This window comes from Rhizobacter sp. P5_C2, assembly GCF_054049715.1.
Genome location: NZ_JBFULV010000086.1, coordinates 1 through 12,683, shown reverse-complemented (window position 1 = coordinate 12,683; position 12,683 = coordinate 1). Strand labels below are relative to the sequence as shown.

The following is a 12,683-nucleotide window of genomic DNA, read 5'->3' as shown; positions in this document are numbered from 1 at the left end:
TTGGTTACTTTCATTTGAGCCCCAAATGAAAGTGACTCGCCCGCCGGGGCGAGACCCGGCTACAGCCTCACGCAGTGAACAGACCCCTCATCCCCGGATGAACTTCACGACCTGAGCCCGAGTCCCGGGGTCATCATCGAACCCCCCATGCGTCGTGCTCGCGCTGACGGGCCCAGGCGACACCCACGCCGTGGTGTTCGCCAGCGGTTGCACCGCATCGAAGAACCGCTGCATCCCCAGGATCGGCGTGGTACTCCCCCCCTCGAACGATTCACTGACCAGGTACAGCAGCGAGCGCCGGTACGGCCCGCAGGTGTGGTCCTGCTGCTCCGCGCGCTCGCTCAGGTGGAACTGCTGGTAGCGCCGCACCACGCCCGATTCCAGGTGCGGCCGCACGCAACGGTCGAAGGTGTCCACACGCACCGCCGGCGCCAGAAAACTCACCGATTCGAAGCGCATGCCCTCCTGCGCCAGCCGGTCGATCATCAGGCTCGCGACGATGCTGCCGGCCGAATGCCCGACGAAGTGCATGCGGATGCGCTTGTCGGCCACGCCATGCTTGAAATGCCCGTACAGCAGCACCGCGCCGGCCTGCTCGTCGTCCGGCACGCCCGGCTTGTAGGCGCTCATCGCATCGGCGTTCTGCTTCATCTCGCCCCAGATGCGCGTACCGGGACGCGACAGCACGCGCTCCAGCCGCTCGTTCCACCATGCCGCCATCGACGAACCGGCGGCCGTGCTGCGCGGCACGTCGCGGATCGCGTCGTCGATGCAGTTCAGCGCGCTGGTGAAGAAATCGGTCTCCCACATCAGGAAGATCGGAAAGATCTTCTGCTCGTACAGCATCGGGATCCACTGCGCCGCGATGTCGGCCGCGGCGGCTTCACCGACCAGCCCGCCGTGCGCGAAGATGCAGACGTCGACCACGTCGTCCTGCAGCCCCCATTGCTTGCGCGCCTGCACGAGCTGCACGTCGACGATCGCGCGCACGTCGTCGGGCCGGGTGCGGAACACGCCGCTGTTGCTCAGCGCGCCGTTGTTGCCCATGTTGACGATGAACGGCGACAGCTCGCGGTTGCGCAGCACCTCGCTCGCGGCGAGCGACACGCGGCCGGCCGCATCGGTGCGCAGGCTGATCGATTTCGAGATCGCGGTGTGGTCCTGCGTCACGACGCCGAGCTGCGCGACCCAGCAGTCCATCGCGTTGGCGATCCAGTCGTCATAACTCAGGATCGCGTAGCCGAACGAACCCCAGTCCGTCCCCCAGGAGTTCTGGATCAGGAAGCCGCGCTCGTTGTAGCCGACGATCGCGAACGCATGGCCCGAATGCCGCGCATGACCGCCCTTGACCGGGATCTCCCAGATCCCCTTGCGCGGCTCGGTGAACGAGGTCGGCCGCTTCTTCAGCGCCGTCAGCTCGATGCCGTCGTCCCAGCCCGAATGGCAGCCGGCGCTCGCGTACAGGATGCCCACCTCGTTCAACGCGGCGTGCATGTCGGTGATCGCCTTGTGGTCGATGCGGTAGTAGGCACCGAGCGGGCGCTTGACGGCATCGAACCACCAGTCGTCGGCCAGGCTCTTGCTCGCCGCCGGCATCTCCAGCCCGGGGAACAGCGGCTCGCGGCAGGCACCGTGCTTGAACCAGCCCTTCATCGCGCCGCGCAGGCTGGAGCCCTTGTCCTCGGACGAGCCCGGGTACTCGTCGTAGCGCCGTGCCATCGAGTACAGCATGTACGGCGAGATGGCAGGCTTTCGCTCGCGGCCCGAGGCCAGCAGCAGGTGCTCGACCACCAGCGACAGCGCGAAGCCGGTGCAGGCCATCGTGTCACCCTGGTACTTCACCGGCAGCCCATGCTTCGGGAACAGCGTCGGCGGCGGTGCACTGCCGATGGCCGGGCGGTAGGGCCGGTCGCGCACGTCGATCTCGTCGGGGCGCGCGACCCGCATGAAGCGCGAGTTCTTCGGCAACGGGTCGGCGGTGGGGCGCTTCGGCTTGGTTGCAGGCTTGGTGGCCATCAAAAACTCCCTCGGGCTACTTCTTGACCTCGTCGATCACCAGCAGCGTCGCGCCATAGCTGCCATCGCACGGCGACTCGCCGGCCTCGCACACCGGCTTGCCGGCGAACGGGCTCTCGGCCGCGCTGCGGGCCGACCACAGCTGCTCGGCGAGCCGGAGATCGATCTCGGGGATCTGGTCGCCGGCGTTCTTGACGCCGATGCCGGTCATGTCGCGCGGCCGGCGCGACACCATCGCGACGATATGGTCGGTGCCCGGCGGCCCGCCCGCGGTGATGTGCCAGCCGGCGCGCGGCAGCACGACCTCGCGGTTCAGCTCGATGCGGTTGTTCTTGTCGAGCTCGTTCGGGAACAGCAGGTAGAAGTGGGTCTTGTCGGTGCCGGCCAGGAACACGTACAGGTAGCCGGCCTCCGACGACTTGACGCGGAACTGCAGCCGGTCGCTGCCGATGCGCAGCTGCGACTTGTCGGCCAGCGCGTTGACGCCGAGCACCGGGTCGGCGTGGCGCACGATGTCCTGCAGCGCGGTGACCAGGCCGAAGGGCACGGCAGGCGGCGGCGCAGGCGCGGCGACCGGTGCCGGCGAGGGTGCCGGTGCAGGTGTTGATGTGGCTGCCGGTGCCGGCGTGGTCGCCACCACCGGCGCAGGCGCGGGCGCGCGCCCGGCCACCCACCAGCCCGCCCCCGCCAGCGCGGCAAGCACCAGCCCGGCCAGCGCATACACACCGGCCCGCGACGGCGGCGTCGCCCGCGGGTCCGGCATCAGCTCGGCCGGCCGCGTCGAGCGGCCCCCGGCGACGACCGTCGACGCACCCAGGTCCGGCGGCACCGGCAACCCGCCGCGCGTCGTGCTGCCCAGCAACTGCGAGGTGCCATGCCCCAGCCCATGCCCGCCCGGCAACAGCGCCCGCAGCGCCGCCATGTCCTGCGGCCGGTCGTCCGGCTTCACCGCCAGCCCCGCATCGATGGCCGCGAGGAACTGCGGCGAATACCGCCCCGCGCCGGCCTGCACCGCCGGCTGCAGGTCGTCGGTGACGAGCCGGCTCACCGACGCCAGCGGCGCGCGCCCGGTGATCGATGCATACAGCACCGCGCACAGCGCGTACACGTCGGTCCACGGTCCCTGGCGCATCGCCTTCGATTCGGCGTACTGCTCCACCGGCGCGTAGCCGGCCTTCAGGATCACCGTCAGCGCCTGCGTCGCGTCGCCGATCACGCGGCGCGCCGCGCCGAAATCCAGCAGCACCGGCCGCATGCTCGCCGCGCCGCCGAACTGCGTGCTCTGCTGGTTCAGCAACAGGATGTTGTCGGGCGCGATGTCGCGGTGGTAGCAGCGCTGGTGGTGCATCAGCTCCAGCGCGTCGATCAGCGGGTGCGCCACGCTCAGCAGCAGCGCCTCGTCCGGCCGGCCGTGCTCGATCAGCCACTGCTTCAGCGTCGGGCCCTGGTAGTACGGCATCACCATGTAGGCGGTGCCCTGCTGTTCCCAGAAGCGGTACACCTTGACGAGCGATGGGTGGTCGAACGCCGCCAGCAGCTGCGCCTCGTTGACGAAGCTGCGCAGCCCGAGCTCGAAGGTCTCGCGGTGGCGCGCCGAGCGCACCGACACCTCGCATTGCGGGCCGCGCGTCGCGAGCGTCGCCGGCATGTACTCCTTCAGCGCGACCACGCGGCCGAGCTGGGTGTCGCGCGCCAGGTAGACGATGCCGAAGCCGCCCTCGCCGACCAGCCCCTCGACCACGTACTCCTGCAGCCGGAAACCGTTCGGCAGCGAGTTGCCGCCGTCGAGCGCGGCGCCCGGGTTCACGACCGTGCGGTCGTCGTCCGGCGTGGAGGTCGATCCGCTCGTCGAGTCGGTCACCAGCGCCCCTCCAGCAGCTCCGAGAAGTACTCCGGCGGCGGCAGCCCGGGCGCGACCGACAGGCTGTCGTCCGGCGCCGATGCATGGTCGGGCCACCACAGGCTGTGGCCGGTGTAGCGGCGCATCGCCTCGGCCACCACCAGGCCGTCGATCCATTGCGGCAGGCTGGCCGCGCCGGCATAGGTGTAGCGCAGCCGGCCCGGCATCGCGGTGGCAGCCGGCTCGACGCTGTGCCGCTCGGCCTGCCACGACGGCGCCCGCGCGAGCGCCGATTCGAAATCTTCCACCGTCGCGCCGGCCCCCAGCGTGCCGAGTGCCGCGGCGCTCAGGTGCCGGTACCAGCCGTCCAGCGCCTGGATGCCCTCCAGCGTCTCCGGCAGGTCGTGCGCGGTCTGCGCGACCACCAGCGGAAAGTAGCGGCCGACCTTGTCGACGCTCGGCATCAGCACGCCGGCCCACCACTCGCTGTCGATCACGCCCGGCGCCCACGCAAAGCGCCAGATCGGCCCGGTCAGGTACACGTCGAGGAACTGCGCGCCGAGCCGCGTCTTGCTCGCATCCATGCCCTTCGACAGCCAGGCATCGCAGGCGTCGACGAAGGGCTGCGGCAGCCGCCGGCTTGCGAAATCGCCCAGCATCGCCAGCTTGCCGAACCAGCCCGGCGCCTGCGTGCCGACGCCGCTGATGAACTGGTCGATGCTGAAATCGTGGCTCACAGCTTGCCCGGACATGAGAACTCTTGCAGCTCGGGCAGGCGGAACGGGTTGCGCACGCTGCTGGCGGTGACCAGGAACACCGCCTTGCGGTTGTCGATGTTGAAGGTCGCCTTGAAACGCTCCGGCGCGCCGGCCGCCTCGATCTGCTGCTTGTCGAACAGCCGGAACAGCGCCCACGGGCCTTCCCGGGTGTCGCCCGACAGGCCGCTGGCCGACACCGGCGTCAGCGCCACGCGCACCTGCGTGCTGCCGCGCGGCCCCGGCCACTGGATCGAGGCCGGGATCTGCGGGCCGTGCGCGTACTTGACGAGCTGGCCGTCGACGTCGAGCGTGAACTGCGTGATCGACGAATCCATCTCCATCGGCTTGAAGTCGAGCCGCAGCCCCGCCCCGGTGCCGCCGCCGCGGAAGAAGGTGTCGCGGATCACCGCCGCATGCTGGAACTGCAGCAGCGTCGAGCTGTCGGCGCCCATCGACGCGCCGTCGATCTTCTTGAAGCTCCACGGCCGCGTCGAGGTGTCGACGAAGTTCACCAGGTTCTTCTGGAAGAACGCGTCGAACAGCCCGCCCGGCCCGAACACGCGGGTGAAGTCTTCCTGCGTCACGTCGCGGCTGCTGCCGCGCGCGAACGGGTAGCGCCCGCTGATGGCCTGGCGGCAGAACTCGCCAATCTCGGCATTGATCGAGTTGCCGATGTTGCTGCGCGTGATGTCGAGCGCCGCCTTGGTGCCGCTGACCGACAGCGTGTTCAGCAGCGAGCGGATCGGCTCGGGCAGCCGCGCCGCCTCGGCCTTGACCTTGTTCGGCACGTCGGACGGCGGCGGCACGTTGCCGCCCTTCACCGCGGTGTCGGCCGCTGTCAGAAGCGTGTAGACCTCGTTGATCAGCGCGATGGTCGACTCGATCGGCGCGGCCTTGCCGTCGGCCGCGAGCACCTGCTGGCGCAGCCCGATGAAGCGGTCGTCGACGATGCTCTCGATGCGCTGGCCCGGGCCGAGCGGCGTGGCCGGCGCCTGGTTGCCGAGCAGCCGCAGCAGCTCTTCGCGCGAGCGCTGGATCGCGTCGCGCGCCTTGGTCTCGACCTTCGACGCCACGTCCTTGCTGTCGCCGAGCGTGGTCTCGCGCGACATCGCCTTCAGCAGCGGCACCAGCGGGTTGTCCGGCGCCGACAGCACGCGCGACATCTGCACCGCCTGCGACAGGTTGGCAGTCGGCAGCATCTTCACGTCGGCGATGAACTCCTCCCACACCGTGACGTAGTCGGTCAGGTACAGGCGGCGCACCTCGTCGGCGAGCTGCTGCTGCACGTCGAGCGAGCGCAGCGCGTTCTGGCGGCCGCTGTCGTTGACGCCCAGCACCCAGCTCTCTTCATCGGCCAGCGTGCGCGCGACGCGCTCGACCTCGCGCTGGAAGCCCTTGTGGTAGCCGTCATAGGTGAACAGCCCCGGCACGCCCTTGGTCAGCGGCTGGCCGCTCAGGCGGGTGAACACCAGGCCGGCACCGGCGCCGGCCGCCTTGGCCACCGTGAACTCCGGGATGTCGGCGCCGACGCCCTGGCGCTTCAGGCGCCGGTACACGCGCTGGGTCAGCGGCGTCGCGATCAGGCGGGCGCGCGTCTGCGCGACCAGCTGCTTGTCTTCCGGCAGCGGCGACACCGCCTGGCCTTCGGCCAGCAGCGCGTCGAGGTGGGATTCGAGCTCGGCGCGCTGCTCGGTGGTCACCGAGCGCGGCAGGTTGGTCTCCCAGTCGGCCATCACGTAGAGCTTGAGCGCCGCGGGGTCGAAGCGCTCCGGGTCGTACAGCATCACGTAGGCCTTCAGCGCCTCGTACTGCAGCTCGGGGTTGTCGATGCCGGTCTTCAGGCGGTCCTCGATGCCGAGCGCGATGCGCGGCAGCACCGCATCGGTCAGCATGCGGCGGTAGGCCTGCTGCGACGCGCCGTCGAGCTTGCGGCCCTGGTACAGCCCGAAGCCGTGGCTGAACGGCACCGAATCGCCGATGCCGGCCCGCGCCAGGTCGCGCGTGGCCTGCAGCGCCGGCAGCAGCACCAGGGTGTCGGGCGACGCGCGGTTCGGCGTCGACTGCACCAGCTTGCGCACCTCTTCGACGGTGGTGTCCACCTTCGCGATGTAGCGCTGGTTGTTGACGTAGCTGATGCCCCAGGCCAGCAGCACGCCCACCGAGACGATGCCGAGCGCCGCATAGGCCGCCGTGATCATCCAGGCGCGGCTGCGCTCCCATTTCAGGTCGGTGCCGGCCAGTGCGGCCTCGCCGAACACCACTTCCTTCAGCAGGCGCGACAGGAAGAAGCTCTTGCCGCTGGACTGCAGCGGCGGCAGCACCGTGCGTTCGAGCCGGTAGGTGCGCGCGATGCGGCCCAGCATGCGGTCGATCGGCGTGCCCTCTTGCGTGCCGCTGATGAAGTACACGCCGCGCAGCAGCGGGTGGGCCTCGAACTGCGACGGCGAGAAGACCTGGTCGATCCAGTCCTTCAGCAGCCCGCGCAGCGCCTCGAACTGCTGCGGGAAGCCGTAGATGCGGGCGCGGCGCTGCGGGTCGCGCTCGAGCTGCAGGCGGTCGATCAGGCCGTCGGTCAGGCGCTTCTCGAGCGCGTCGAATTCGGCCGGGAACACCGACAGGTCGGTGTGCTGCTGCTTGTCGAGCTTGAAGGTCATGCCCCACGGCGTCGCGCGGGTGTCCTTGTCGACCTCGCCCAGCGTCTCCATGAAGCCCGACAGCAGGTCGCACTTGGTGACCAGCAGGTAGATCGGGAAGCGCATGCCCAGGTGCTGGTGCAGCTCCTGCAGCCGCAGCCGCACGGTGGCGGCATGCTGCGCGCGCTCGTTGGCGTTGGCGGTCAGCAGGTCGCTGACCGACACGGTGATCAGCACGCCGTTCAGCGGCTGGCGCGGCCGGCTGCGCTTCAGCAGGTCGAGGAAGCCCTCCCAGGCCTTGCTGTCGGTGTTCTTGTGGCTGTCCTGCGTGGTGTAGCGGCCGGCGGTGTCGATCAGCACCGCCTGGTCGGTGAACCACCAGTCGCAGTTGCGGGTGCCGCCGATGCCCTTCACCGAATGCTCGCCCATCGCAGCGGCCAGCGGGAAGTTGAGGCCGGAGTTGACCAGCGCGGTCGTCTTGCCCGAACCGGGCGCGCCGATGATCACGTACCACGGCAGCTCGTACAGGTAGCGCTTGCCGAGGCGCGACGTGAGGCCGCTGAACGCGCCCGCGACGCCGGTCTTGCCGTTCTCGAACTTCGCGTTGCGCAGCGTCTGCAGCGCCTTCTGGAAGCGCTCGTTCAGCGTCTTCAGCTCGGCATTGGCTGGGTCGTCGGCGGCAGCGCCGGCCACCGGCGTCAGCAGCTGGTCAACGACGCGCGCATTGGTCTTGCGCGCACGGAAGTACTGCCACAGCTTGCGCAGGATCACCAGGCCGACGATCAGGCCGATGAAGACCAGCCGCGCGGTCGAACTTTCAAGTGGTCTCCAGGTGCCGATCGCGATCAGCGGCCCGACGATCCAGATGACCAGGGACAGCGCGATCAGCCCGAGGATCAGCAGGAACCAGGGGTTGAGCAGGACACCGAGCAGCTTCTTCATGATCCGGTTCCGGGAGCCGAGGCCGCGGGCGTCGCGCCACGCGGGATGAACAGGGTGATCTCGACGCGCCGGTTCAGCGCGCGGTTGGCCGGCGTGTCGTTGGCGGCCACCGGCTCGCCATCGGCACGGCCTTCGGCCTTCACGCGGTCGCCGGTGACGCCGTAGCCCACCAGGATGTCGCGCACGGTCTTCGCGCGCTCTTCGGAGAGGTGCCAGTTCGACGGGAACTGCGCGGTGCGGATGCGCACGTTGTCGGTGTGGCCGGTCACCAGCACCGCACCCGGCACCTGGGCCAGCGCCTCGGCGATGCGCTTCATCAGCGCCTCGCGGTCCTTGGTGAGCGCCGCGCTGGCGGGCGGGAACAGCCCGTCGCCGCGGATGATCACGACGCTGCGGTCGACCTCGTCGCGCACCGTGACCAGCTCGGCCTTGATGTCGTTGACGAGGAACTGCGCAAGCCGCGGCTTCGGCGCCGGCAGCTTGACCGGCGGCGTCGGCGGGATCAGCCGCAGCTCCTGGATGCGGCCGTAGACCGGATCCGAATCGCCGCTCAGCCGCCACGACAGCCCGAGGTAGACCGACACGATGATCAGCATCACGACGGCGCTGGCCACCCACAGCGGCAACCAGGTCAGCATCGAGCGGCGGGTCGCGGCCTCGCCGCGCCAGTTCTGCGCGAGCGGCTGTGCGTAGTCGCCGCGTTCCTTCTTGATGATCTGCGCGAGCCGCTCGCGCACCGCCTCGAGCTGCGCGCGGCCGCCGTCGACGACGCGGTAGCGACCCTCGAAGCCCAGGCACAGCGCGGCGTAGATCAGCTCCAGCAGGTCGCGGTTGCCGGACGGGTTCTCGGCCAGCTTGGCCATCAGCTGGAACACCTTCTCGCCGCCGCCGGTCTCGTTGTGGAACATCGCGAGCAGGCTGTGGCGGCCCCACTGGCCGGAGGCGCCCCACGGCATCGTCGCGGCCACCTCGTCGAGCAGCGTGCACAGGATGTAGCGCGCGGCCAGCACGCGCTCGGGCGTGATGCCGCGGGCGCGCGCCTGCGCCTCGAATTCGCGCAGGCCCTGCGCGATCGATTCGCGCAGCGCGGCCGGGTCGGCGAGCTGGGTCGACGCGCGGATCTGCGGCACCAAGGCCAGCAGCGGATTCGCCAGCGCGACCAGCGGGTTCAGCCCGCTGTCGCTCGGGCCGATGTCGGCCGCCACGTCGGCGCCGGCCGCCTGCTGCGGCGCGTGCTGCGGGCGCGACGGCATCGCGGTCGTGCGCCCGCCCGGCGTCGGCATGATGAAGGTGCGGCCGGTGTCGACTTCGGCAAACGGATCGTCGGGGGAAGAGGGGCTCATCGCGCTCACCACGTTCTTTCAGGACTCTGCAGACGCTTCGGTGCGCCGGTCAGCGCACCAGGGGGCACAGCGACGGACGCACGGATTCTTCGGGCGCCACGCCGGTGTCCTTGTCGGCATCGGCCTTGACCACCTCGAAGAAGCACGTGTTGGTCGCGCGCAGCCCCGTGTTGGCGAAGTAGCTCTGCCCGGCCACCGGCACGAAGCTCACCGCGGGCTGGCACGAGTAGCTGGCGTTGCCGTTGTCGATGTGCACCCGCGAGCCGAGGCTGATGCGGTTGCCGGTCGGCACCTCGGCGGTTCGCACCCCGCCCGAGTCCCGGGTCCAGACCTGGTAGACCTTGCCGTCCAGGCAGAGTGYCGGCTCGCCGAAACCCATCCACTGCACCTTCGCGACGACCACCCCCGGCTGCGGCTTGTAGACCGGAAGCGCACAGCCGGACAGCAGCGAGGCAGCGCACGCGAGTGCGCAGGTCCATGTCCTGATCAGCGGCTTCATGAAGCGGCCTTGGGTGTCTTGGGGTGGACGAGGCTGTCCAGGTCGTCGAGCACCTGCTGCGTCGACTTCGATCCGTAACGCGGTTCGTCGAGCATCAGCAGCAGCGTGGCCGCATAGGGCTTGCCGCCGATCAGGCCGGTGTTGGGCCCGTCGGCGGGCCGATCGCGGGCCGCATCGACCAGACGCTCGTAGATGACGAAGTGCGGCTTGTGCTGCGCCCGCGCCAGTTCCGCGCAGCGGTACAGCCCGAACCGGCTGATCACGTCGGCCGTCACGTAGGCGTTGCCCGAAAAGTACACCCATTGCATCTTGCCCGGGGCCGACTTCTCGAAATAGCCACCGGTGTAGCCCTGCGAGCCGTAGCCCGTCGCGCAACCCGCCAACCCCAGGCACCAGGCGGCCGCTATCGCGGCCACGAATCCCCTCCTCATCGACACCAAGATCGCTCCTCCTGCTCCGGTTTGAATCGCTCTTCGACATGCCGTCCCCGATCAGCTGCGGATCGCCCAGAGTTCGAGCTCCAGGCCGGGGAAATCACCCGCGATGTGCATCGCGACGTGGCCGTTGACCGTGATCGCCTTCCAAAGCTCGCCGCTGCGGTCGAGTTCGAAATAGAAATACCCCGCATGGAACGGCAGCTGGCGCGGCGCCACCGGCAGCGAGCGCAGCCCGATGCCGGGCAGCTGCAGGTTCACCAGGTCGCGGATCTTGTCGACCGGACCGATCTTGGTCTGCGCCGGGAAGCGCTGGCGCAGCTGCTCGCCCGGCACCTGCGCATTGACCGCCAGCACGAAGCTGCCGGTGCGCACCAGTTCGAGGTCGTTGACGACCGCGGTGCGCACGCCGTGCGTGCGGTCGACCAGCTCGATCTGCAGCGCGTTCTGCTCGAGCACCGCGGTCAGCATGCGGCGCAGCTCGGCGAACACCGGCGCGAAGCAGGCGTTCAGGTCGTCGTGGCGGTACGGCGGGAACTCGGGCGGGCGGCGCGTGCTGCTGGCCAGCGTGGCCAGGTCGCCGGCCAGGCGCAGGCAGTCGCGGTGCAGCTCTTTCGGGTGCGCGTTCGGCACCGCGGTGTGCTGGCTGAAGATCGGCTCGTTGCGGTTCAGCGTCTGCAGCATCAGGAAATCGGCCAGCTCCGACACGCCATGTCCCAGCTGGCCCATGCGGCCGGCCAGCGCCTGTGCGCGTTGCAGGATCAGCCCGTGCAGCAGCGACGCGCTGGCCGACAGCTGGGCGGTGGCCTCGATCGCCACCTGCGGCGGGATGTAGCTGCGCTCCAGCGTGACCTGGCCGTCGCTGCGGCGCTCGGCGACGAACGCGATGCCGAGCAGCGCATAGGCCTCGGTGGCCTCTTTCGCGCGCACGAAGCGCATGCGCAGGCGGCCGGTCTGGATGGTGGCCGGTTCGTCGCTCGCGTCGGTGTTGTCGCGCACGTTTTCTTCGGCGGCCTCGAAGCGGCACAGCTCGTCGGTGCCGCTGAAATCGACCTCGTTCAGGCCCTGGCGCTGCAGCGGCAGCGCGAGGTAGATCAGTTCGCCCTTCACGTCGGACGGCACCTCGATCGGCGGCGGCAGCGGGTCGAGCAGCGGCATCGAGAACGGCGTGCCGTCGGGCAGCAGGCCGGCGGCGCGCGTCAGGCCGAGCTTGCCGAGCGAGAGCAGCCCCTCGTCGATCTCCAGCTCGGAGAAGCCCCAGGCGAACGGCGTCACGCAGCGGGTGCGTGCGTCGACCAGGCGCTCGATGTAGCGGGTTTCCTGCTGGAAATGGTGGGGCTGCAGGAACATCCCCGAAGACCAGACGACCTTGGCGCGCCAGCTCATGGAGGGATCCGTCCGATCAGGGCTGGGTGCGGGTGGCCTGCACCGCGATGTCGTCCAGGCTGACGGCGACGACGTTGGTGCGGTTCGCGGCGACCGGGATCACGGCGCGCCAGCGGGCGCGTTCGAGTTCGCGGAACGCGACCATCACGCCGATGAACTTGGTCTCGGGCGACAGCTTCTTCTCGAGCGGGCGCTTTTCGCCGGGGCGCAGCACGAACTCTTCGCGCGACACCAGGTCGGGGCCGAGCACCTGTTGTTCGCGCTCGAACAGCGAGACGAAATCGGCCGACTCGAACTGCGCGTTGGCCTTCAGTTCGAAGACGCGCACGACGACCGGGGAGGCGCGCTTGCGGGCGTCGGGGTTGGTCTGGGCGCCGGCGGTGACCTCGCCCTTGAGCGTGGCGGGACCGGCGAACGGGTTGTACTTCTCGACGGTGGTGCAACCTGCGACGAGGCCGAAGACGGCCAGCGCGGCGGTGATGAACAGATGGCGCATGGGGACGGCGGGTCTGGTGAGGGGTGGGGACGCCAGTCCGCAACGCGGCATCCGGCCCCGTTCACGGTCTGGCGTCCGCAGGATAGCGGTCGCTCTCACCAGTCAGTCGTGACTTAGGTAATGAGCGTGGTGGCGGGCGCGGCAAGCCGGTTGACGAAGGTCAGTTGGACGGCGCCCGGGCGGCGCCTAGGCTCGCGCCATGCAACGCTTCGATCCTTTGCCGAACCTGCGCCTGTCGGCCGCGCTGGCCGTGCTGGCCGTGCTTTGGCTGGCCGCCTGTGCCTCGCAGGGGCCACCGGGCGGCGCGGCGCCGTCCGCCACCGCGGCGGGCGGCAC

The 12,683-nt window shown here is 69.8% G+C and carries 9 protein-coding genes; all 9 read right to left on the bottom strand.

Annotated features, from left to right (window positions below; translation table 11 throughout):
- Positions 1-87: 87 nt before the first annotated feature.
- Positions 88-2,016, bottom strand: a complete 1,929-nt coding sequence (locus ACXJLU_RS25265) for a C1 family peptidase (protein ID WP_457335734.1) — start codon at positions 2,014-2,016, stop codon at positions 88-90.
- 16 nt (positions 2,017-2,032) lie between these two features.
- Positions 2,033-3,877: a protein kinase domain-containing protein gene (locus ACXJLU_RS25260; RefSeq protein ID WP_457335732.1), complete on the bottom strand. Its 1,845-nt coding sequence runs from the start codon at positions 3,875-3,877 to the stop codon at positions 2,033-2,035.
- Complete coding sequence (gene tagF / locus ACXJLU_RS25255) at positions 3,874-4,608, bottom strand: type VI secretion system-associated protein TagF (RefSeq protein ID WP_457335730.1); 735 nt, start codon at positions 4,606-4,608, stop codon at positions 3,874-3,876. The genes ACXJLU_RS25260 and tagF overlap by 4 nt, the downstream gene beginning before the upstream one ends.
- On the bottom strand, positions 4,590-8,189 hold the full coding sequence (gene tssM, locus ACXJLU_RS25250) for a type VI secretion system membrane subunit TssM (protein WP_457335728.1): 3,600 nt from the start codon (positions 8,187-8,189) through the stop codon (positions 4,590-4,592). The genes tagF and tssM overlap by 19 nt, the downstream gene beginning before the upstream one ends.
- Positions 8,186-9,532 (bottom strand): DotU family type VI secretion system protein, encoded by a 1,347-nt coding sequence (locus ACXJLU_RS25245; RefSeq protein WP_457335726.1) that lies wholly within the window; start codon positions 9,530-9,532, stop codon positions 8,186-8,188. Before ACXJLU_RS25245 ends, tssM begins: the two co-directional genes overlap by 4 nt.
- A 49-nt stretch (positions 9,533-9,581) precedes the next feature.
- A complete protein-coding gene (locus tag ACXJLU_RS25240) occupies positions 9,582-10,031 on the bottom strand; it encodes a hypothetical protein (RefSeq protein ID WP_457335724.1) in 450 nt (149 codons plus the stop codon).
- Entirely contained in the window at positions 10,028-10,447 is a 420-nt protein-coding gene (locus ACXJLU_RS25235; RefSeq protein ID WP_457335722.1) for a CC0125/CC1285 family lipoprotein, read from the bottom strand. Before ACXJLU_RS25235 ends, ACXJLU_RS25240 begins: the two co-directional genes overlap by 4 nt.
- A 75-nt stretch (positions 10,448-10,522) precedes the next feature.
- On the bottom strand, positions 10,523-11,851 hold the full coding sequence (gene tssK / locus ACXJLU_RS25230) for a type VI secretion system baseplate subunit TssK (protein ID WP_073468569.1): 1,329 nt from the start codon (positions 11,849-11,851) through the stop codon (positions 10,523-10,525).
- Between the two features lie 16 nt (positions 11,852-11,867).
- Positions 11,868-12,347: a type VI secretion system lipoprotein TssJ gene (tssJ, locus tag ACXJLU_RS25225; protein ID WP_073468570.1), complete on the bottom strand. Its 480-nt coding sequence runs from the start codon at positions 12,345-12,347 to the stop codon at positions 11,868-11,870.
- Positions 12,348-12,683 lie beyond the last annotated feature (336 nt).

Excerpts from the sequence above, each read along its gene's own strand:
- tssK (WP_073468569.1), bottom strand. The coding sequence starts at position 11,851 with ATGAGCTGGCGCGCCAAGGTCGTCTGGTCTTCGGGGATGTTCCTGCAG.
- tssJ (WP_073468570.1), bottom strand. The coding sequence starts at position 12,347 with ATGCGCCATCTGTTCATCACCGCCGCGCTGGCCGTCTTCGGCCTCGTC.
- tagF (WP_457335730.1), bottom strand. The coding sequence starts at position 4,608 with ATGTCCGGGCAAGCTGTGAGCCACGATTTCAGCATCGACCAGTTCATC.
- ACXJLU_RS25245 (WP_457335726.1), bottom strand. The coding sequence starts at position 9,532 with ATGAGCCCCTCTTCCCCCGACGATCCGTTTGCCGAAGTCGACACCGGC.
- ACXJLU_RS25265 (WP_457335734.1), bottom strand. The coding sequence starts at position 2,016 with ATGGCCACCAAGCCTGCAACCAAGCCGAAGCGCCCCACCGCCGACCCG.
- tssM (WP_457335728.1), bottom strand. The coding sequence starts at position 8,189 with ATGAAGAAGCTGCTCGGTGTCCTGCTCAACCCCTGGTTCCTGCTGATC.